The sequence below is a fragment of the Pseudomonas putida genome, assembly GCA_041071465.1.
Classification (GTDB): domain Bacteria; phylum Pseudomonadota; class Gammaproteobacteria; order Pseudomonadales; family Pseudomonadaceae; genus Aquipseudomonas; species Aquipseudomonas putida_P.
In genome coordinates this window covers 650,150-669,586 of the sequence record CP163498.1, presented here as the reverse complement: position 1 = coordinate 669,586, position 19,437 = coordinate 650,150, and the positions used below count along the sequence as shown (strand labels likewise).

The window sequence follows — 19,437 nt, the reverse complement described above, 5'->3', positions numbered from 1 at the left end:
TCCCCCATTATGTGTTACGCCCGGCCATCACGCCGCCGTCAACGTCCCAGATTGCGCCCGTCACCCATGCTGCCTTGTCCGACAACAGGAAGAGGATGACCTCGGCGACGTCTTGTGGCGTCCCAACCCTGCCGATTGGGTGGAAGCTGTTGAATCCCTGTAAGGCGCCATGAACCTCGGCCTTGGGTATGAATCCCTCGTAAATCGGCGTTTCGACAACCGCCGGAGAAACGGCATTGACCCTGATTTGTTTGGATGCCAGCTCCATCGCAAGGTGCTGGGTCAGCGAATGCAAACCTGCTTTTGCCATCGAATACGCGGACGACGGCGTAGCCGCAATCGCCTGCTTGCCCCACATCGAGCCGATGTTCACAATGGCGCCGGGACGCTCGCTGGCCACGAGATTGGCCACGACTTTTTGTGTGATGAAGAAGAACGCTTTATTCAACGTCAAATATTGTTCGTAATCACTTTCCGTGTGCTCAAGAAACGCCTTCGGGAAGAACACCCAGCCGCGTTGACCAGAAGATTGATGTCCTTGTGGTGTTCATCGATGGTATGCAGGAGTCGCTTCACATCTTCGGCTCGCGAGAGATCGGCAGTCAGGGCGGTCACGGTGCCCAACGACGACAGCGCCTTGCGGGCCTCTTCGGCCTTGTCTTCACGGTGACCGACGATGACGACGCTTCCGCCTTGCTCAAGAACCATGCGGGCAGTTTGCAGTCCCATCCCGCTAGTGCCGCCGATGACCAACAACTTCTTGCCATTAAATTCAGTACTCATAATAATCTCCTTAACTACCAACTAAATGGTAGGGTTGTGTTGCAAAAAAAGTGCCGACCTCAGGTCAACACGGTGGAAAGAAAAGTGTTTCCAACTTCGGCCGGTCCGCGTGACGACCGCATGCCACGGCCCACCATCATCGAGCCTTCCAACGCGCACAAGAATGCCTCTGCGAGAGCCTCTGGGGTGGAATTCGAGGTGATCAGCGCGGCACGCTGACCATCGGCAACGACAAGAGTCAACCAGTCGAGATTGACTTTAAAGAATCGCTCGACCTCGCTCACAACGGCGTCCGGCAGCGAGTCCGACTCGGCACCCAACATGCCGCAGACACAAAGGCGCCGGTCCTTGGCGAAGGTGCGTTCGAAAAGTGCCGCATACGCAGTTAGCCTGTCAGGCGCTTTCGCATGCTGCCCTTCGATGCTCAGCAACTCCTCACGAAACCGGTGCGTGTAGCGCTGTGCGACCACGGCCACGAGTTCACCCTTCTTGGGAAAGTGGTGGTGGATACTTGGTTTTTTGATGCCTACCAACTGGGCCACGTCGTCGTATGAGAAGCCGTTGTAGCCGTGCTGCTGTACCAACCCTTCAGCGGCATCGACCACCCGCTCGGCGGTCGGCGAGATTTCGGAGAAATGCTTCATGCAAGCGCCTCATTTGATTCGGCGACTGGCAGGTGGCCTGTCTTGACCAGGATGGTGCAGCCTGTATTGCTGAAGGGACGGTGAGCACTCAAATGCGGACTGCGCATCCATGTGCCGGTAGGGTAGCTTCCGAACTCATCCTCAAAGACGCCTTCCAACACATAGATTTCTTCACCGCCGTAGTGACGATGCGAATTGAATCGTGTCCCCGGGGCCCAGCGCACCAAAGCCGTATGTTGTGTGTCGAACTCAGAAAGTGGCATCACCGACAGACCCGGCACGAGGCCTGGAAACCAGGGGCCGTTACGGGTGTCGACCACGGTGCGTTGGCTGTCGGCTAGATCAAGATGGCGCAGCTTGACGAACAACGTGCAACCCGTCGCGGAGCTCGGTGCATGCGAAGAACCTGGTGGATTCTTGATGTAAGTCCCAGGCCCGAAGGTCCCGGATTCGTCGCTGAATTCGCCGTCCAGGACCAGAATCTCCTCGCCCAAGTCGTGCTTATGATTTTCAAAAGCGGAGCCCGGCGCGTATCGCACGATCGAGGTGGCACGCGCCACTTCGTCGCCATCACGCTCCAGTAACTGGCGTTGAATCCCGGTCGCTGGCGAATCGACCCACTGTAAGCTTGAAGGCTCGACGACAACACGCTGCGAAAGATCTGAATTGAGTTTCATGGCTTTATTTCATCTACCGACTACTTGGTAGGTAAGTTATAAGATCCCGATTTGTTTGTCAAATAGCTTTCGCCATTTTCTTTCATCCATTGAAAAAACAATGAATTGGTTACAAGAACTCGCGAAGCTTAGCGTACGATTTTTTCCGAATTCTCTATCGTCCCCATAAAGGCGTTTGCAGACGGGCTCGGTGTTGATCGCGGCGATCACGATATCGCCGTGCTCGGCCTCCCTACTGCGGTCTACGATGAGAAGATCGCCCGAGAAGATCCCGGCGCCCTGCATGCTGTCGCCCTCCACCTGCACCAGATACACGTGAGGTGCACGCAGGTCGAACAGCTCGTCGAGGGAGATGTGACGCTCCAGGTGATCCGCCGCTGGCGAAGGGAACCCGGCCGGCACACGGAAGGAGTACACCGGCAGCAGCATAAGGCCGCCCGTCGGCGCGCCCAGGAAGGTGATGGTCATGGCAGATCAACTCAAAAGGATATCTGTATATTTATACAGTAAACTGTCAGAGCGTTCCTACGTCAATGCGCGGATGCCTGGCAGCCGACAAACGAGCGAGGTGGGTATGTGTGGGAGGTACTCGATCTACGAGAGCATGGACGACTACCTGCGGCAGTTGGCCCTCGATCTGGTGGTCATCAACGGATATGACCATGAGCGGATCAACCGTTACAACGTGGCGCCTTCTACTCGCGTGGAGGTGATAAGGCCCGCCCCGGGAGGACTGAACGTCGATCGGGTGAAGTGGGGATGGTCGCCTTTCTGGGCGAAGGGGAAGAGGGTCGACCCGATCAATGCGCGGGCCGAGACGGTGATGACAGGGAAGTTCTTCAAGTCGCTTTGGCCGAATGGCCGAGCCTTGGCGCCGGCCAATGGGTGGTTCGAGTGGATACCCGATGTTGCAGATCCGAAGCGCAAGCAGCCTTACTACATCCAAGCGGCGGACGGTAGGTCATTGTTTTTCGCGGCGTTGGCCGAGGTTCATCCAGGGCTGGAACCAGATGAACGCAGTGGCTTCGTTATCGTGACTGCTGCGGCTGATGAAGGTTTGGTGGATATCCATGATCGTAAGCCGTTAGTGCTTACTCCTGAGCTTGCCCGAGAATGGATTGATCCAGGCATAACAACTGAACGGCTGGCAGAAATAGTCCAAACAGGCTGCCGGCATAGTACCGACTTTCAATGGTTCCCAGTGAGCAAACAGGTCGGGAATGTTCGCAATCAGGGGCCGGAGCTGATAAAACCGGTTTAACCGTTTTGGGTAAAGTCGGACAAAATACACATATCTGTAAATATGCAAGGTGATCGATTGAAAATAAAGGTTGGTAGGGTCCGCGATTACTTGGTTGCCACACTGGAAAATACCCAGGCTCACGCAAATGAAGCCCCTGAGCTCATGCATTTGATTGCTGAGATGGATGATATTTTTCACGATGAGATTTTCTCTATTCCGCTCTCACAAGAGCCGACAGCAAACTTGCTTATGATAAATGCATATACCATGCTTCTGGCTGGGATTAGAGAGGCCTTGTCTGGGCATGTTGTTTGCGTTTTTCCAATAGTTAGAGCTGCGTTAGAGTCTGCCTGTTACGCTTATCTCATAGCAAATGACGCTACCAAGGCTGATGTTTGGCTTGAAAGACATTCGTCGGATAATGCTGTAAAGAGGTGTCGGAATGTATTTACTGCTAAAAAAGCTGTGGATATTTTAAAGTGCAGTGATCCGGTGATGGCCGATTATGTCTGGGGGTATTACGAGGCCTCAATAGATTTTGGTGCGCACCCTAACACCAAGTCTGTGATTGGTCATCTGTCTGACTCCGGGTCGGTTGGAGAAGGTTTGCATGGGTTTGAGCTTACTAGCGTGTACGGAGAAAATAGCTGGCAAGTCAACCACGCCTTGTTTGTCTGCGTTGAGGCAGGGCAGGCCATCGCGTATTTAATAGCGGCCTCAATCGCAAATCACCCTTTGATTCACGAGCGTAGTACAGTATTCCAAGGCTGGGTAGATGCCAAAAATCGGATGGTTGAGGAGCTAACTGGTGAAGCTTGCGATCGCAGTACGCCAGTCTATTCTTCCGTTAGCCCGCCGCTTTGACTACATCGAAGAGGTTGCTATGCTGAATATAAGTGAGAATGCATTCAGGGATTATATATTCAATAACCATAGAGAAGATTTTTCCTCTTTGATTGCAGGGCGGAGGGAGCCGGTGGAGTGGTACGGCGAAGAATTTCCACCGCTTCATTTCTTGCTACGCCGAAAGGTTGAACGTGCCATAAATGAAATTCTGGATCAGCTGGAAGAATTGGTCTTAACGGCTAAGGAGCTACGGCTTGAAAAAAATGGTCCTCATCCGACTCGCGTGGATCTTTTTGGGTGCTCAGAGTCTACGGGCATCACTATCATCGAGTTGAAAAAGTCGCAGCAAACCGAACGCCAAGCTTTTACTGAACTCTTAGCCTATGCAAATCACTTCTGCTCGATATTTCCTGGAGTTAACGAGACGGCAATCACCACTGTGTTGGTTGCGCCGATGGAGACCAGAACGGTAAAGGATGCATACGTTCAAGAGCTATTGCTGAATAAGAAGAACATTGTATCTCTTATTCCTTCTTGTCAGGATGGGCGCTATTGTCTTAATGTATTTTACCCTGATGAGAATTACTACAAATGGTTCGAGAATAACGTATTCAATGATCACTCCATGACCTGTGTGACCATGTCGTTTCCGCTGATTAAAGGCTGGATAGACTCTGAATATAGCGAGCCTCCGCAGTACGCAAAAGATGCGCTGAATCAAATAAGCAACTCTATTGCGCAGGTTTTAGAGTCCAAAGGGTTCCATTCTATAGTTTATGCCTCTCAGAAGTGGAGCGAGATCGCGGGTCTATTCCCCTATCCTAATATGATTGTTGTGGCGGCAATGAATCCATTTTCTTCGGTGAGAACGTATGCTGAGGATGATGAGATAGGGGAAGATCTGCACCCGGGAGGCTGACTGAAGTTCAGTTAATTTATAACCAGCTAACCAAAGACGGTCAGCGCTTTAACTGGCTTGAGACGATGGAAAGTGACTTTACCGGTCGTTTGATTCGAGCCGTCCGCGATCAGCTGGAGTTCTGCCTTCTGAATGATTCGCGATCAATACATGTCGAAACTGGACTGCCGGATTGGTATGGGTTCAAGACGAGTATGGTGGATGCGGTATTTACACACAATTTGGAGGCGCATACTACTGGGCTCTTGAGGGAAGTGTATACTGAATATGTTTGTTATCTATATGAAACTGGCCAACAAGAAGTGATGTTTGGTTATCAGATGTTAACTCCGTTTCTCGCAGTGTGGGAGATTTGTCGTGGCTTCGGTTACGAATCGGAGTAATAGCATTCAGGGAAAAAGGCCACCGATTGGTGGCCCTTTTTTCATGTAGCTATAAGCTGTCTAGCAAGAGCCATTTCAACAGAGTCCCCATCCTGGTTCAGTGAGTCGAGCCCGGATTCCGGTACATCGCCCGAAGTGCTCTGCGCCACCGCGATCTTCTTGGCCATCAGTTGCAGGCAGGTAATCTGCGAGCTGCCGGCGTAGCCGAAGAAAATCACGCGGACCGGATGTTTCTGCCCAATCCTCCACGACCGCCGCGCGGCTTGCTGTAGGGTGTACACGTTGTACCCCGTCTGCAGGAACGCGATGGTTGGGAAGTCCAGCAGGTCCAGCCCGGTCTTGACCAGCTCCGGGTTGGTGAGCAGCACGTCGATACCGCGGTCGACCTGGTCGAGGATCCAGTCCTCGCGCCGAGCCGTTTCAACCGTGGCCCGCAGTACCGCAACGCGCAGACCGGCCTGCTCGAGGACCTTCTTCAGCCTGGACGTGGTATCGCGCGTCCCGCTGTAGACGGTGTATGCAAGGACCTTGCGGCCTTTCGCTTTCTCCTCGAGGCATAGGTTCAGCAGCGCCTGCTCCTTGGGCATCAGTTCATCGTCGCCGAAGAGCGCCGGCACAAAGGCTAGCGTGTCTCGGGTGCGAGGATGTTTGACCATCTCCGATCGGAAGCAGCAATCCGGCCAGGCCAACAGCACATTGAGCACCACTCCCAGAAGGGTGGTGTCTCTCCGGGCCAGAGCCTGGCGGAGTTCAGCTGTCAACGTGGCCGCCAAGCGCAGGTAGGCCGAGGCCTGCTCCGGCGCCATGGGCACGTCGATGAATTCCTCCTGGTAGCTGGGCAGCACATTGCCGCCGATATCCTTGAGTTTCAGGAACACGGTGAATGGCAGCACGAACCGGTGGATGCCTTTAGGGCCGAAGCCTGGGGCCTTCACGGTGCGTACCGACAGCTTCTTGCCCTTGGCGGTCTTGTGCGAATCGCCATCGCGCTCGGTGTAGATGTCCTTGAGCACGCCGTGATCGCGCATGAACGACATGGCTGCAGGCGCCATGCTGCCGCGTGCGTTGGGTCGGTAGCCGTCCTCGATCATGCGCTGGGTGAGGATGCGGAACAGGAGGTAGAACAGGTCGTCGGCGTAGCCCCCCATCAAGGTCCCGGTGAGGAGCAAGGTTTTACGCGCCTTCGCGGCCAACACTCCCATGGCCTGGCCTTGGGCCGAGCCGCTGTTCTTGTACTCATGCCCCTCGTCGACAACCAGCAGGTCGAAGAAGCCATCGGGTAAGTAGCGCTTGATGAACTCTGTCGGCTGGTAGCCGCCTTCGCCGAATCCGAACTCGATGTTGGCCATCGCCCGCTCCATGCGTTTGGCCTGGCGGTCGCTGAAGACGAAGTTGCCTTTCGCGTCCATCAAGTTGATGAACTCTGAGACGTTGTCCACCAGCATCGAGGCCAGAAAGTCCTCGCCGAAGTCGTTCAGCAGCCGGTCCGCCCGGACCGGGCCGATCGTCGGTATCCGGCACATCGACTTCAGGATCGTCGAGCGTCGGTCCCCACCATCGGCTTTGCCTGGGCGCATAAGCGTCCAGAGGGCAGCGTTGCAGGCCGTGCAGTTGCGACGGCGATCACCGCGCTCGAATTCGTCCACGGTGACCAGGTTGCCCTCCAGGTCCTCGAGGACCTGGCCACAATCTGGACATGCTGCCAGCAGCTGGCCACCTGCAGTACGCCGTTTCCAGCAGGCGAGTCGCCAGTGGAAACCCATCCGCATCCTGACTCGGCCGAGAATGAAGAACTCCGGCCGGCCGTCGTAGGTTTGCCCCGACTGGTCACGCAGCTTGAGCAGCTTGACCAGCGTGTCCGGGCCGTTCAGTACCCAGACGCGGGCGTCTGGCGTGGTTTCCAGGATCTCACGTCGCCACTTGTAGACCAGGTGGGGCGGTGAGATGACGAGTGTCCGACGGTAGCCTGATGCATGCATCACTGCAGCGACAGCGATGGCCATCATCGTCTTCCCGGTACCCATCTCGGCGTTGATGATCGCGGCTTGCTCGTTGCGATCGAGCAGTAGCGCCGCAATAGCTTGGACAACCTCAGCTTGCGCCACGAATGGCGTTCGCTTGAGGTTCGCCATCACGGCCTGCCGCTGTTCGTTAATGCTGCCGGTGTAGACCGGAGGGTTGGAGCGGTTGAGAGATTCCAAGAGCTCGTCGCCGAACTCGTCGATGAAATCGGTCAGGTTGATATTCAGGGGGGAGTTGGCCGAGGCGGCCGCCTGGGTCAGTGCGTTCATGTGCATCTCCTGCAGGGAAAACAGGGCATGCACAAACCCAGACGGGTATGGACATACCCTGTGGGTTGGTGTGGGGTGGGGAGCTGTTGTGGCGCTGGTCAGTAGTCGCTGGGAAGTAGCAGGGTAGTGGAGCTGCGGTCGGCTTCGGTGATGATCCAGAGCCTGGACTCGTCGCCGGCGTCGATGTCGTAGCTTGAGAACAAACGGTCTCCATGGGTAAGCGCGAGCTGATTGGAGGATCGATCGTCATCGCATAGCTCACCCCAGTCGCCAGCAAGATGGCGTTTCAGCGCGGGAGTAGGGTTGAGCTGCCCGGTTTCGACCAGATGGCTGACAGCAGCGGTCATCATGATCTGCCCCGGGTTGAACAGCGGCGTTGCAACTGACTGGTCGGTTGCAGGCGTTTCGTCGTTGCTCGCCGGTGAGGAACTGATGATCAGCACCTGGCCGTGGTTCACCGAGGAAGGTGTCATTTCCCAGGCGCGGATGATCGGAATGAACCGGTCGGTGAGGATCCTGACTTCTGAGACGTTACCCTTCTCGTCCTCAGTGAATTCGGTCTTGCGCACCTTGTCCTTGTAGGTATCACCCTTCACGACCAAGGTCCGCCCCGACTTCGAACGTACAACACCGGAGATTGCGCCGGCGGCCAGGGCCAGTGCGAGGTGCCAGCGTGAAAGCTCGCGGACAGGGGCTCGGGGTTGAAGCCCGGTTTTCCCGAAGTGCAAGTTGAAGTCTGGCCAGAGGCCCCGCAACCGCAGGATCTCGGAGGCGAATTGCTCCGGCTCCAGGGTAATGCGGTAGAAGTGCTCCAGCTCGCTAGCAGCTGACGGGACGAGGTACGGCTCCCATGTCCAGTTGGCTGGGATCTCCTCAGCTTGCTCCTGGCCGGCGCCGATCGCCTGCAGGCGAGACCTCACCTGGTTGGTGGAAACCCGGGCCAGGTCCTGCCGACGTACACGGATGCCGAAGATCACCACCTGTTTGAAGGTGGGGTCTGCAGCACCGTATACACGCATTTCGGTGAAGTGGTTGCTCAGCCATCCAGTGAACTCGTCGTCCAGCACGTAGTGAGGAACGATGAGCACCATGACGCCGCCGTACTGCAGAAGCGGGAGGCAGCGTTGATAAAAAGCTTTCTCCAAGCGCCGGCGGCCGCTGCCTTGGTACTGGGATGCACCGGAGTGATCCGCGACGAGGTCACCGTAGGGTGGGTTGAGCCAGAGCAAGCCGAACGACTGGCGGCTGATCAAGGTGTCGAAGAGGTCGCTGTGCAGCACCCGATCGAGCAGGCCACGCGCGTGATCCGCGCGTTCGCGATCGTACTCGACGGCGAATGCTTGGACCTGGTCGCGGCCCAGGAGGTGAGCTGCTTCAGCAAGGGCAACACCCTCGCCGGCGCAGGGGTCGCAGATCCTCATCCTGCCCGAGGTGGCGGGAGTGAGCGCCTGCAGCGTGCGTTCGAGCGTGATCTCATCGGTGGGGTAGTAGCCGTTGCGGGCAAAGTTGCGCGCCAGGCGCGGAAACATAAGGGCCATAAGCGTTCCTTGAGTCATAGGTGAGCCCAGGCCTACGCCTGAGCTTCGATAGTGAGTTCGCCGCGACGGATCAGCTCTCCGAGGGAGGGCTCGAGCACGTCGAGCTGAAGAGCGAGCCGCCAGGCGCAGACGTTGCCGATCGCCCCGGGTAGGGCAGTCAGCATGCGGTGCTGGGTGAGGACTTCCATCACGGGCTCGTGCCAGTGGGGGAGAAGGGGAAGCGGGCAGGTCTCGATCACCAGTGGCCAAAGCCGTTGGTGAGGGGCTTCATTGCGCTCCAGGAGGGCAAAAGCGAAGTGATTGGCTTGGTCGGGCACCGAAGCGCGCCGATCGAACAGCCAGAGGTGCAACATGCTGCCGAATAGGGTGCCGCGGAATTGCCGTGTGGTGCGCTTTTCCAGTAGGTCATGGTTAGGGAAAACGGGAATGCTCCGCCCGTCGACGAGAATGTGGAACTGCTCGATGCCATTCTCTTCTCGGCCAAGTGTGAGCCTGGCCAGAAACTCCTGCAGTGCGGTGTCACGACCCCAGGCCGACATGAACACCAGGTTGCGTTGCTCGTCGCACACACAGGCGTCGACGTACAGGTCCGGGCATTCTTCGATCTGGAACAAGGGGGATGGGTGCATGATGGCCTCCGTAGTGGAGGCGTCCGTCCCAGAGGGCGGAAGCCCCCCGGGGTGGTCTGGTGGTTAGTTGAAGGTCCTGGTGTCTGGATCGAACACCACGGGTTTCTCATTGTGCAGTGGCCCGTGACCAGCAAGGAAAATCTGGATGCGATACTGGTCACGCAGGCGGATAGCGGCCTCCGCCTGGTCCAGTGTGAGCTCCAACTCCTCGATGAACAGGTCGACGAGCTCCTCGTCAGTCGACACCTCGTTGTTGGACAGCTGGTCCTCGATGTTCGCGAGGGTTTGTTTGCTCAAGTTGCTGAAGATGGCGTTCATGGTGGTGCTCCAGGTAGAGAATGGAGCCCCCCGAGGAGGCCCCTCAGGGTGCGTGGTTCAGGTTGACCACGGCAGTGGTGTGGCAGGGCGCTTTAAAGCGAGGCCCTGGTCCAGGTTTGAGTTTTGAAGTCCATGGTGAAACCGAGCTGGTCCAGTCGGGTGCATTGGGCGCGAAGCCGTTGTCGGTCAACGGTAGTGTCGAGCCTCACGGTTTCGCCCAGTGGCCACACCGTGCCAAACAGCTCGGCATCGATGTCGTTCGTGCTTGGTGGTGCCGTTGGACTCATCCCGAAGGGCTCATCCGAGGCGAAGGCATCAGTTTGGGGCCGTCGCGCCGGTGTATTTGGAGTCCGACGTGGCGGTATCGGTGTGGATGGTGGCCCGTCCTCTTCAAGAGGGTCAGGGACGTTTGTTGGCAGGTGTTCTTCGTCCTCGCGACTGAGACCTGTGACATCCTCCAGGGTCATGCCCTCAAGTTCAGCCCTGATCTCAACAACGAGTCGACCGCCGTGCGAGTAGTACGAAGGTCGAATCTGCTTGATTGCGAAGTCACCTCGGTATTTACCCTCCTGGTACTGATCCAGGAGAGCATCCTTGATGGTGAACTCACCGATCGAGGTACTGAGGCGGCCGACGTTGAAGAGCCCGAGTCGACCGGAGATGGTGCGGATGGCCAACTGGCCGGTGATGGAGATCATGTGCGCTCCCCGTAAGGCATGGGGAACACCAGCGGGTGCTCCCCGCGAGGTGGAAGGTGATCAGTAGTCGAACAGAGGCAGACCGTAGAGAACGTTGCTGTTGGGGTCGATGACCAGGAACCTCACTTCAGCCTGAGCGGCAAGGGTGAGCACTTGGATGGTCTCCTCGCTGAAACCCTCGGCGGCTTGCAGAGCTTGAAGTGTCGACAGGTCGTACCCCCAGTGCTGTCCCAGATGTTGGTCGGTCCAGGGCGTACTGAGAAGTTTGAAGCCGATGGCGTCACTGTCGGGCAGGGTGAAGCACTCGAAATGAAGCAGAGCTGTATCAGCAGTTTCTACGAGTGCCTGCAGCTCCTCCCAGTCCTCCTCGGGCAAGTGTGCCGAGGCGATCTCGAACGCTTGGCTGTAGCAAGGATGAGGTACAGGGTGATCGCCGGTAGCGATGTGGAATGGGTTGGGTGATTGTGCCATGTGGCGTGCTCCTGGTTGAGAGAAGCCACCCAGAGGGTGACCCCTCTGGGTGAGTAAAAATGGCTGTGTCAGGCGGGGTCTGCAGTGTGCTGCAGCTGGATCTGGATGTAGGATGGCTCGTCCTCGGGGGTCACGATTTGCAACATGAGGGCGACCCAGTCACGGTCGCGGCCGGTGTGGCGCTTCGTGTACACACCGAAGGACAGAGCACTGGCCTGAGGCTGCTGCTTGAGCTCTTGCCACGCCGCCTGGACGACAGTGGCGAGGCGTTGGCTCATCTCGGCCACCCGCATGGGGTTTTCGAGATAGACCGCCCGCATCCAAGCCGGGTTGTCCAAGACTACAGGAAGGGTGAGGTATGCCTCGGATGAGGCGGGGGAAAACGACATATGAGGTCTCCAAATAAAGCGAGGCCTCGTCCGCGAGGATGAGATCCCCGCAGGTAGGTAATGTAGAAGGCACTCCATCACTGGGTGATGCGATCGCGCTGCCGAGTGCTCGGCGATCTTGGGTGGGTTGGCGCAACGCGCTGGAGCCTTAAACCCTGGCTCCGGGAGGCACTGTCAACGACAGTGAACCAATACGGAATTCGTTTCCCGGACTGTAGGCTGAGGCCTCACAGTTGCCAGGTGTCTGCTTTGAAAGTCCCCCGAAGGGATACCCTTCGGGGTGGAGGACTGGTGATACAGGGTGGGTCAGATCATGTCTTCGTAGATCTCTTCCCAGAGGTTGGAACTAGCTTCCTGTACAGCGCGGTAGTGCTCATCATCGAGCTGGAAGCCTTGCCGTTCTGCCTCACGTTTGAACAACTGGTCGTGAGGAAAGGTGAGAGCTGCATACTGATCGCGCAGCGTAGTGAGCAGGCTCATCTCGTACAGTTCGAAGTGTTGGCCACAGCGATCCAGGGCGAGGTTCGAGCTAGCTTTGATTGAGTCCGCGAACCGCCGCTCAAGCACGTCTACGCGGATGAAGGCCCCGGCAACTCGTTTCTCGAAGGGATTGGTGATGAACATGACGCCATTGAAGACTTGGGTGGCTTCAGACATGGTGATTCTCCGATGAGGGGGTCACCAACCCGCTCGGGTGATGTACCCGATAAGGTTTATAAGAGCGCAGCCGAAGGATGTCTGGTTGTTACAGCACGATGGCATACGTCGCATCGATTGGTACGTAGAGGAGTTCGAAATTTCGCTCGAAGTTCAGCGGAGGCATGATGTCTCTCCATTGAGGATCATCAGCCAGATCGGGTGATGTTCCCGATACGGTTAAGTGAAATGCTACAGATCATTCGGATCCATAAGACCCTGTATGACCCTGATAAGGCATGTATTAACCCGAAGATCCTTGGGAGTTATCTCGCCTCGGGCATAGGCCATGTCAGCTAGATGGTATTCACGGCCGCTGAGTTGCGCATAGACATCAACAAGACGATATCTGTCATTTGACAGTTCATCATCCGTGATTGACCAGGATGAGGCGAAGTGAGGAAGCAGCTTGGCGTAATCGCACCACTGCATGTTCGTGTAGTCTGGGATTCGCACCCCGTTATCATCGATCTCACAGCCCAGATGCGCGAATGAGGTCGAGTAGTACAGCCTAGGTTTCTGACCCTGGTTACGCAGCTCCTGAATATCTGAGCGCGCGGTAGCGAAGTCAGGGAAGCACTGCTGAATATCTCCAGCGACAGTGATGCAGTAGGGCATGGCGAAGTCCTTTGTGAGGAAAACGCCTCCCGAAGGGGATCGTCGTCCCCTATTGGGTAGGAATCAGGTTAGTGATCAGTGGGGGAGCGCAGTCGGGACTGTGCTGGCTTTGCGGTTGAGCACGTTAATCGCGAAACCGCTCAGCCCAATGAAAGCGCAGGCACCGAAAACAATGTCGCCGAGGATTACAGCGGCGACCAGGATTAGAAGGTTCAACGCGAACAGGATTTTCATGACTGCCTCCTTGGCAGAATATGAAGGCGCTGAAATCAGCGCCTTGATAGGGGTTATGCAGCCTGGTTGGCTTCCTTGGGAAGATCATTACCGAGGACAGGGTCGAGTTGCTCACCGAATTGGTCGGCGACTGGCTGTCCCTGATTCACGGGTTGCTCAGGTTGTTCCTGATTCAACGTTTGATCAACACCAGGTTGTCCCTGATTGTCAGTGGGCGGGGTGGCATTTTTCGGCTTCGCTTCGTAAACCAGCTTGCCGTCAACTTTGATCCAGCCGATGAAGAGCAGACGGCCTTTGAGGCTTGCGCCGGCCTGGCCCTTCTTGTCGCCTTTATCATAGGTGAAAGCGTCAGCCCAGATGTCGCCGATTCGGAAGGAGACGAGCACCTTCTTTTTGGCTTCAACGGCCTGCTGGCAGCGTTTAACCAGCGATTCTGCCTCAGCACCGACAACGTTGCAGTCGATGTAGGAATACTCGGCTTTATCAGTCGCGCCGTGCAAAGCTGCAACGGTGACACAGGTGAAGGGCTTGCCCTTGCGGGGGCTTACTTCACGGATACGGTTGAGGTAGCCGATGCCAGTGGTGTGCAGGTCGAAGAATTTGGCTTCGTTGGATTGGTTGCTCATGGTGATTCTCCAGTTTCAATAGCGAAAGCGGAGAAACACTTCGCCCATGGGGGAAAGTATTCCCCGCGTGGGTTGGGATGTAGCAAGTTGGGTGGGCTTCCATCAATCTCTCGATTGATCAATCGCGCTTCCGGAAGCTTGGCGATTTTGGGGAGATCAACACCGCAGTGGGTGTAGCAGTCTTTCAGATCATGACTGCTCGGGCTTGGGTTACTGACGACGTCAGCAGCTCACGGTCACAAGGATGGAAACGGAGAAACACATTGTCAAGCCCTGAAAGAAAAAAACCCTCCAGGTGGAGGGTTAAGTAGGGAAAATCGATGATCAATGTGCTCGAAGAATCTTCTGGCACCGGCGTTTGATATTAGGCCAATCGGCCCAAACTGCCATGCCGACGCAGATGACGAGCAGGGCGGTGAACATGAGGATGCCGAATGTGGTTTGGCTCATGTCATTCCTCCGGGGTGAGGTAAATGCCTGTGATCCAGATTACAACACCTACCACGAGGGCGAAAGCGGTCAGGAGACGGCTAGTGCTGAGGAAGATACCTACGAGGGCGGCGGCAACGGCCGTCGTTCCGATCTTGCGAAGGTCGTCTGCCACAGCGGCACGTTTTTTTGAAACCATGGCGTTCCTTTGATCGCCAGGCCCTCACCTTGCCAGGTGGGGTGCCTGGCACTGGGTGAGGTTGGAGGGAGTTAGATCGCAACTGGAGCTATGAGGTCGTTCAGCGGGCCCATACGCAGCTCTGATGCTTTGGGTTTGCTCGGCTTGCGCTGACGGGTACGGCGCTTGGTCGGTGGTACCGCTTTGGTGTTGTTTTCGAACCACTGGTTCAGATCAACACCGCGGCGTGCGAGGGTTGGAATGCGGCAAAGCTCATCCCAGTCGCTGCGGGTGGGTGCTATGTTCGCGAGTTGTACAACAGGCCGAACATGTGCTGGGACTACTGGGGCTGGACGTTTCATGGCGCGCAGGAACTCACGGGTGAGGGTGCCGAGCGCGTAGCCAAAACGGAAGCCGATGGAGGGTGCGGACATTGCGGTCATGGTGTTTCTCCTGCGGTTAAAAAATGCGGAGAAAACACTGTCCCTAACGGGGAAATGTATTCCCCGCTGGGTTTGCGGAAGGAGCTTCTATCGACGGAGGTCGACCGGTCGTGCTACCAGAAGCTAAACGACCTTGGGCTGGTGGATCACACAGACTTCGTGCTGCAGCATTACGGATCCGAGCTGCATGGGCATGTTGCTGACGACGTCAGCAGATCACGGCTTAATAATCGGAGCGGGGAAGGGTTGTGTCAAGCGGAGGGGGAAAGGGGGAGAGATGGAGGGAGAAGTCCGGCTGGATCAGCCCTTGAAAGGTGACCCAGCCGTGGTTGAAAAAAAAAGTTGAAGGAGCCACCTGTGTCGGAATCGTCGATCCCTGGGCATTGATCGTTTCGACTCTCATCACCTGGCCATTCTCGTGGCTTTGGCCAGCAAACATGAGGCACGCATCCGCGCACAAAAGGAGCCCGGCTTATCGCCGGCGGGCCACCGGCAAAGGAGAGAAGTACCCATTGGGTAGCCTCATGGACCTTCGACAAGTCCATCAGGCTACCCAAGGGGAAGGAAGAGGAGGGGCCACATTACCAATGTGGCCCTTGGATCAAAGAAGCACCGAACCTCTTGAAACTCTATGTGCCTGTGAACTCGATCATCACGAGTTAGACGGCTGCGCGACTAGAGAGAGCAGGGAGACACAGGGAGAGCTTTCAACCAGATCCGCACGCCCTTCCCGGAGCTATAGCGTGCTTACGGTTTGGTGTTGAGGCGAACCACAACACCTGGGCGCTACTGATGACCGTCAGTAGCCAGCGGGGTTGAACCAAAACTGATGTCATTATGGGTTGTACCATGGCCGGGATGCAAGGCTCGTAGGCTTTTTCGCGAGGCGTCAACTGTCAATAGACCGCAACGACTGCCCCCTCTGGGACGGGCGCTGGAACGGCTATGGCCATGTTACCCACCTTCGGTGAGAACAACTGGCCAGACCTCTTCACACCAACGGTGGCGGACTCAGTGCGCTCGGTCAGTGCAGCCGGCAGGCCGGCAGGAACCGTTCCCGCGATGTAGGTGTAGGACACACCACTCACGATGTATGTGGCGATCCCGCTTTGCTTGGTGTACCAGCTTGGAAGGTTCAGGGATGAGTCCGTCGGTGCTCCAGTGAACCCAGGGTTGGTCCGGGCATACTCTGCTGCGGCCGAGCGGTAGATCAACATACTCCGGCTGAGGGCATCGATCGTGGCCTGCTCAGTCACGGCCTCATCGGTGTGCTGCACCTGAGTGAAGATGCCTCCTGCCACGATCAGCAGGGTCATAGCGATCCAGTAGATGTACATGAGGAAATCCTGGGGGATGAGCGTTGTGGACTATAGTCCGCTGACGATTATAGTCAACAACCCGAAAATTCTGACCTTTGATCTCGTGATCTCGGGTTGGACTTTTGGAATTACAACCAGACTCTTCGAAAAAGCACAATCATGCATTCGGCATGGTGCTGGCCGAGCTGCGCACTGCTCGGGGCATCTCGCAAGAAAAGCTGAGCTTCGAAGCTGGTGTAGATAGGTCGTACATCAGTCTGCTTGAGCGTGGCCACAAATCTCCAACCCTGGATACCGTTTTCAACCTTTGCTGCGCATTGGAAATCCAATTCGACCAGCTGGCCAGGCTGCTGCAGGCCAAACTGGAAGAGTTGAATGACCCAGGACATGACGCTCGCTGAAGGCCTGACCCTTTATCGACAGAAAGTCTCCGTACTAAAGAAAGGCTTTGTACAAGAGAGTTACCGTATCTCAAGTCTGCTTAAGTCGAAGTATGCCGACAAGAACATGCGTGATTTTCGAAGCCCTGATATCGCTAGTCTCCGCGACGAGCGTCTCTTGCAGACCAACCCTAAAACGGGTTTACCCATATCACCATCTACGGTGCGCCTGGAAATGTCGCTGCTGTCGAACGTGTTCGACATTGGCCGGATCGAGTGGGGGGTGTGCGAGTCGAACCCGGTCTCGAACGTACGCAAACCGAAAGCAGCACCTGGCCGAGATCGGCGACTAACTGCCCGCGAGGAGCGCCAGATCATGCGTTATTGCCATGCGCATCCCACACCAGACCTCTATGTCCTGGTTGTGCTGGCGATCGAGACAGCTATGCGCCAGGGGGAACTGTTGAAGCTTGAGTGGGAGCACATCAGCCTACAGCGGCGAATTGCGCACCTCCCCGATACCAAGAACGGATCGAAGAGGGATGTGCCCCTGAGCCTCAAAGCTCGTGATGCGTTGATCCAGCTCGGGGCACGGACGAAGGGCAAGGTGTTTGGCTATACCGCTAATGGGTTGAAGTCGGCCTGGCGCATCATGCTGCAACGGCTGGACATCAAGGACCTTCATTTCCACGACCTCCGGCATGAAGCCTGCTCGCGCCTCTTCGAGCTCGGCACACTCGACATTATGGAAATTGCTGCGATCAGTGGTCACAAGAGCCTGGCGATGTTGAAGAGGTACACCCACTTGAAAGCGTCCCGATTGGTGAAAAAGCTTGAGGGGAACAAGCACCGTGGCCAGCAGGTGATCATCAATCACCTGGTGCCGTATCCTGCTGTCGTTTCGGAAACACCCAGCGGCGTCACCGTGCGGGTGCTCGACTTCGATGGTGTACAAGGCGCTGGGGGTACTGCAGAGTTGGCAAAGCGAGTGGCGGAAGATGCGCTGCTACGTCATCTGATGGTGTCGTTAAGGGACAAGGAGCCTATTCCAGCTCCTGATCAGTATCTGGAGCAGGTTAACGAGGGCGAAATAATCATGCTCGACCCGTTGAGCCAGAATTGCCCCTCAGATGGGGCTCACACTTTTTTGCGGTGATTAGGTGATGTCTTGAGATTGCCCAGGCCTTGTGGATTGGGCATCTTGGGGCAATCCTATTTTGCCAATCCGGTGCTTGGAAAGCAGTGTCGGCAAGGTTTGGGGGAGCATATACAGGAGTTGGGTCAATGACCGAATCAGGATGTGGTATTGCCAACCCCCAAACAGGTGCATGTAGTTGTCCGTTGGGATTTTCCTCAAACCTCACAGGTTTCAGTTACGCAGGTGCAACTCCATACTATTGGTATCACGTTTGCCAAAAGTAACCATCTTGCCAATCCGGGGTGTGGAAATCGGGCGGTTCTGCAGATGGTGTAGGTTCTGGCTTTATGACTGGGATAACCGGGCAGTACGTGAATAGATTTACCGGTGGATATAGCTGCCCGACGGGACTGGTTCCAAACCTGATCGGAGGTGTCCAGATAGGTGGCTGTAATCCATGCCTAACTTACTCTTGCAGCAAGCCTTAACAGGTTTGCCAATCCGGGGTGTGGACAGCCGCCGGCTCGGGCGAGCTTGGCGGATGGCAAATCGGCATTAACGGCAATACTGGGTACAGCGGCACCGGTAGCGTAACGGGTAGTCTGTTTTCTGGAACCATCAAGTGTCGGTCCAATGTATGCGGTGGTTTCGGATACGTGTTCTGTGGCAGTAGCGTCAGCTGTGCTGTGGCGAATGCAGGGGTCCTTACCCATTACAATTTCTATGGGTACACGGTTGGGGTTAAAGACCTACCAATAACCTCATCGATAAGGGAGTGGTGAGATGAATAGTTTGGATTTTCTCGTTTTCATCAAGGCCACTATTTCCAGCTTGAGCTCACAGCATGCTCTTCTTGAGCAGTTGGCGACCAAAGAACACTCTGAGGCTGTTGCAGAGTCTGCTAAAGCATTAGAGACTTTGCGACAGATTTCTCGAGGCTTGGCCGATTCCGACCAAATTTCGTCACTAGACCAACACTTGAACAACTTATTAAAACTACAAGGCCAGGCAAGCAGTTCGACGTAACGCATAACCATCTTGCCAATCCGGGGTGTGGGCTGGCAGTGGTGATAGAAAACTTAAACATGAAGTTAGTCCAGCAAACACCTGGTATGCCGCCAACCAAGTTTGCGGTTCCAAGGGTGAGAAATGGCATTTGGCAAGCCTGTCGGAAATGCACATTTTGAGATCAATGGGGCTCAATAATGGAGTCTATTACTGGACTAGTGAATGGGGCTCGGCAGCGGCCTTCACTTTCCGCCTCAGTGACGCAGCCTTAGATATAGCTTCAGGTGGAGCAGCAGTTCCATTCTTTTGTGTCCAATAGGTTTGCCAATCCGGTGCGTGGCGGCAGGCTGCAGCAAAATTTGAGCTGACCGCCGAATACATTGCCGGCTACCAACAAACAGTCCGCATGATTGCGAGCACTGAAGGATTCTGCTTTCCCACCCTGATCAGCATGGCTTCTTTGAATAACTACGATAGTTATTGGGGGAAGATTTACATAGGGGCTGATGGTTTCTGGTATCTATCAACTGCTGATAGCT

23 protein-coding genes and 1 pseudogene are annotated in these 19,437 nt (G+C 55.9%); 6 read left to right on the top strand and 18 right to left on the bottom strand.

Features of this window, described 5'->3' with window-relative positions:
* Nucleotides 1–7: 7 nt before the first annotated feature.
* The 4 genes and pseudogenes from AB5975_03040 to AB5975_03025 form a co-directional block, all read right to left on the bottom strand.
* Nucleotides 8–783: pseudogene (locus tag AB5975_03040) on the bottom strand (SDR family NAD(P)-dependent oxidoreductase).
* Nucleotides 784–842: 59 nt separating this feature from the next.
* On the bottom strand, nt 843–1,427 hold the full coding sequence (locus tag AB5975_03035; protein XDR20931.1) for a TetR/AcrR family transcriptional regulator: 585 nt from the start codon (nt 1,425–1,427) through the stop codon (nt 843–845).
* Nucleotides 1,424–2,104 carry a cupin domain-containing protein gene (locus AB5975_03030; protein ID XDR20930.1) on the bottom strand — a complete coding sequence of 227 codons (681 nt, stop codon included), beginning with the start codon at nt 2,102–2,104 and terminating at the stop codon, nt 1,424–1,426. Before AB5975_03030 ends, AB5975_03035 begins: the two co-directional genes overlap by 4 nt.
* Before the next feature lie 36 nt (nt 2,105–2,140).
* Nucleotides 2,141–2,572, bottom strand: a complete 432-nt coding sequence (locus AB5975_03025) for a LexA family protein (protein ID XDR20929.1) — start codon at nt 2,570–2,572, stop codon at nt 2,141–2,143.
* A gap of 106 nt (nt 2,573–2,678) precedes the next feature.
* Between AB5975_03025 and AB5975_03020 the strand changes: the two genes are divergently transcribed.
* From AB5975_03020 to AB5975_03010, 3 genes are read left to right on the top strand one after another with little or no spacing between them, the layout of a single operon-like run.
* Nucleotides 2,679–3,365, top strand: coding sequence for an SOS response-associated peptidase family protein (locus tag AB5975_03020; protein XDR22905.1), 687 nt, complete (start codon nt 2,679–2,681; stop codon nt 3,363–3,365).
* A 57-nt stretch (nt 3,366–3,422) separates the two neighbouring features.
* The gene (locus AB5975_03015) at nt 3,423–4,211 is read left to right on the top strand and encodes a hypothetical protein (protein XDR20928.1); all 789 of its coding nucleotides are present in this window, start codon (nt 3,423–3,425) and stop codon (nt 4,209–4,211) included.
* Nucleotides 4,156–5,112 (top strand): hypothetical protein, encoded by a 957-nt coding sequence (locus tag AB5975_03010; protein ID XDR20927.1) that lies wholly within the window; start codon nt 4,156–4,158, stop codon nt 5,110–5,112. The genes AB5975_03015 and AB5975_03010 overlap by 56 nt, the downstream gene beginning before the upstream one ends.
* A gap of 424 nt (nt 5,113–5,536) precedes the next feature.
* On the opposite strand, the gene AB5975_03005 is transcribed toward AB5975_03010, so the two are convergent.
* The 14 genes from AB5975_03005 to pilM all read right to left on the bottom strand — a co-directional run bounded on the left by AB5975_03005 (nt 5,537) and on the right by pilM (nt 16,390).
* Nucleotides 5,537–7,786 carry an SNF2-related protein gene (locus tag AB5975_03005; GenBank protein XDR20926.1) on the bottom strand — a complete coding sequence of 750 codons (2,250 nt, stop codon included), beginning with the start codon at nt 7,784–7,786 and terminating at the stop codon, nt 5,537–5,539.
* 98 nt (nt 7,787–7,884) lie between these two features.
* Complete coding sequence (locus tag AB5975_03000; protein ID XDR20925.1) at nt 7,885–9,324, bottom strand: DUF6094 domain-containing protein; 1,440 nt, start codon at nt 9,322–9,324, stop codon at nt 7,885–7,887.
* Between the two features lie 32 nt (nt 9,325–9,356).
* Nucleotides 9,357–9,956, bottom strand: coding sequence for a hypothetical protein (locus AB5975_02995; GenBank protein ID XDR22904.1), 600 nt, complete (start codon nt 9,954–9,956; stop codon nt 9,357–9,359).
* 60 nt (nt 9,957–10,016) lie between these two features.
* Entirely contained in the window at nt 10,017–10,271 is a 255-nt protein-coding gene (locus tag AB5975_02990) for a hypothetical protein (protein XDR20924.1), read from the bottom strand.
* 92 nt (nt 10,272–10,363) lie between these two features.
* Nucleotides 10,364–10,969, bottom strand: a complete 606-nt coding sequence (locus AB5975_02985; GenBank protein XDR20923.1) for a DUF3275 family protein — start codon at nt 10,967–10,969, stop codon at nt 10,364–10,366.
* Nucleotides 10,970–11,029: 60 nt separating this feature from the next.
* Entirely contained in the window at nt 11,030–11,440 is a 411-nt protein-coding gene (locus AB5975_02980) for a hypothetical protein (protein XDR20922.1), read from the bottom strand.
* 68 nt (nt 11,441–11,508) lie between these two features.
* Nucleotides 11,509–11,829 carry a hypothetical protein gene (locus AB5975_02975; GenBank protein XDR20921.1) on the bottom strand — a complete coding sequence of 107 codons (321 nt, stop codon included), beginning with the start codon at nt 11,827–11,829 and terminating at the stop codon, nt 11,509–11,511.
* 306 nt (nt 11,830–12,135) lie between these two features.
* Nucleotides 12,136–12,486, bottom strand: a complete 351-nt coding sequence (locus AB5975_02970; GenBank protein ID XDR20920.1) for a hypothetical protein — start codon at nt 12,484–12,486, stop codon at nt 12,136–12,138.
* A 231-nt stretch (nt 12,487–12,717) separates the two neighbouring features.
* Nucleotides 12,718–13,143 (bottom strand): hypothetical protein, encoded by a 426-nt coding sequence (locus AB5975_02965; GenBank protein XDR20919.1) that lies wholly within the window; start codon nt 13,141–13,143, stop codon nt 12,718–12,720.
* Between the two features lie 75 nt (nt 13,144–13,218).
* Nucleotides 13,219–13,377 (bottom strand): hypothetical protein, encoded by a 159-nt coding sequence (locus AB5975_02960; GenBank protein XDR20918.1) that lies wholly within the window; start codon nt 13,375–13,377, stop codon nt 13,219–13,221.
* A gap of 53 nt (nt 13,378–13,430) precedes the next feature.
* The gene (locus AB5975_02955) at nt 13,431–14,003 is read right to left on the bottom strand and encodes an STY4534 family ICE replication protein (protein ID XDR20917.1); all 573 of its coding nucleotides are present in this window, start codon (nt 14,001–14,003) and stop codon (nt 13,431–13,433) included.
* Between the two features lie 324 nt (nt 14,004–14,327).
* Nucleotides 14,328–14,453 carry a hypothetical protein gene (locus AB5975_02950; protein ID XDR20916.1) on the bottom strand — a complete coding sequence of 42 codons (126 nt, stop codon included), beginning with the start codon at nt 14,451–14,453 and terminating at the stop codon, nt 14,328–14,330.
* Nucleotides 14,454–14,702: 249 nt separating this feature from the next.
* Nucleotides 14,703–15,053, bottom strand: a complete 351-nt coding sequence (locus AB5975_02945; GenBank protein XDR20915.1) for a hypothetical protein — start codon at nt 15,051–15,053, stop codon at nt 14,703–14,705.
* A gap of 896 nt (nt 15,054–15,949) precedes the next feature.
* Nucleotides 15,950–16,390, bottom strand: coding sequence for a type IV pilus biogenesis protein PilM (gene pilM / locus AB5975_02940; protein ID XDR20914.1), 441 nt, complete (start codon nt 16,388–16,390; stop codon nt 15,950–15,952).
* A gap of 152 nt (nt 16,391–16,542) precedes the next feature.
* On the opposite strand from pilM, the gene AB5975_02935 reads away from it, so the two are divergent.
* The 3 genes from AB5975_02935 to AB5975_02925 all read left to right on the top strand — a co-directional run bounded on the left by AB5975_02935 (nt 16,543) and on the right by AB5975_02925 (nt 18,916).
* Entirely contained in the window at nt 16,543–16,773 is a 231-nt protein-coding gene (locus tag AB5975_02935) for a helix-turn-helix domain-containing protein (GenBank protein XDR20913.1), read from the top strand.
* Nucleotides 16,748–17,908: a tyrosine-type recombinase/integrase gene (locus AB5975_02930; protein ID XDR20912.1), complete on the top strand. Its 1,161-nt coding sequence runs from the start codon at nt 16,748–16,750 to the stop codon at nt 17,906–17,908. The genes AB5975_02935 and AB5975_02930 overlap by 26 nt, the downstream gene beginning before the upstream one ends.
* Nucleotides 17,909–18,673: 765 nt before the next feature.
* The gene (locus tag AB5975_02925; protein XDR20911.1) at nt 18,674–18,916 is read left to right on the top strand and encodes a hypothetical protein; all 243 of its coding nucleotides are present in this window, start codon (nt 18,674–18,676) and stop codon (nt 18,914–18,916) included.
* The last annotated feature ends 521 nt before the right edge of the window (nt 18,917–19,437 follow it).

Bases quoted from the DNA above. Each gene is read 5' to 3' on its own strand.
- AB5975_02945 (XDR20915.1), bottom strand. From the start codon at position 15,053: ATGACCGCAATGTCCGCACCCTCCATCGGCTTCCGTTTTGGCTACGCG.
- AB5975_02965 (XDR20919.1), bottom strand. From the start codon at position 13,143: ATGCCCTACTGCATCACTGTCGCTGGAGATATTCAGCAGTGCTTCCCT.
- pilM (XDR20914.1), bottom strand. From the start codon at position 16,390: ATGTACATCTACTGGATCGCTATGACCCTGCTGATCGTGGCAGGAGGC.
- AB5975_03020 (XDR22905.1), top strand. From the start codon at position 2,679: ATGTGTGGGAGGTACTCGATCTACGAGAGCATGGACGACTACCTGCGG.
- AB5975_03035 (XDR20931.1), bottom strand. From the start codon at position 1,427: ATGAAGCATTTCTCCGAAATCTCGCCGACCGCCGAGCGGGTGGTCGAT.
- AB5975_02955 (XDR20917.1), bottom strand. From the start codon at position 14,003: ATGAGCAACCAATCCAACGAAGCCAAATTCTTCGACCTGCACACCACT.
- AB5975_02960 (XDR20918.1), bottom strand. From the start codon at position 13,377: ATGAAAATCCTGTTCGCGTTGAACCTTCTAATCCTGGTCGCCGCTGTA.
- AB5975_02925 (XDR20911.1), top strand. From the start codon at position 18,674: ATGAATAGTTTGGATTTTCTCGTTTTCATCAAGGCCACTATTTCCAGC.
- AB5975_02970 (XDR20920.1), bottom strand. From the start codon at position 12,486: ATGTCTGAAGCCACCCAAGTCTTCAATGGCGTCATGTTCATCACCAAT.
- AB5975_02985 (XDR20923.1), bottom strand. From the start codon at position 10,969: ATGATCTCCATCACCGGCCAGTTGGCCATCCGCACCATCTCCGGTCGA.
- AB5975_02990 (XDR20924.1), bottom strand. From the start codon at position 10,271: ATGAACGCCATCTTCAGCAACTTGAGCAAACAAACCCTCGCGAACATC.
- AB5975_02975 (XDR20921.1), bottom strand. From the start codon at position 11,829: ATGTCGTTTTCCCCCGCCTCATCCGAGGCATACCTCACCCTTCCTGTA.
- AB5975_02935 (XDR20913.1), top strand. From the start codon at position 16,543: ATGGTGCTGGCCGAGCTGCGCACTGCTCGGGGCATCTCGCAAGAAAAG.
- AB5975_03005 (XDR20926.1), bottom strand. From the start codon at position 7,786: ATGAACGCACTGACCCAGGCGGCCGCCTCGGCCAACTCCCCCCTGAAT.
- AB5975_03025 (XDR20929.1), bottom strand. From the start codon at position 2,572: ATGACCATCACCTTCCTGGGCGCGCCGACGGGCGGCCTTATGCTGCTG.
- AB5975_02950 (XDR20916.1), bottom strand. From the start codon at position 14,453: ATGAGCCAAACCACATTCGGCATCCTCATGTTCACCGCCCTGCTCGTC.
- AB5975_02980 (XDR20922.1), bottom strand. From the start codon at position 11,440: ATGGCACAATCACCCAACCCATTCCACATCGCTACCGGCGATCACCCT.
- AB5975_02930 (XDR20912.1), top strand. From the start codon at position 16,748: ATGACCCAGGACATGACGCTCGCTGAAGGCCTGACCCTTTATCGACAG.
- AB5975_03000 (XDR20925.1), bottom strand. From the start codon at position 9,324: ATGGCCCTTATGTTTCCGCGCCTGGCGCGCAACTTTGCCCGCAACGGC.
- AB5975_03030 (XDR20930.1), bottom strand. From the start codon at position 2,104: ATGAAACTCAATTCAGATCTTTCGCAGCGTGTTGTCGTCGAGCCTTCA.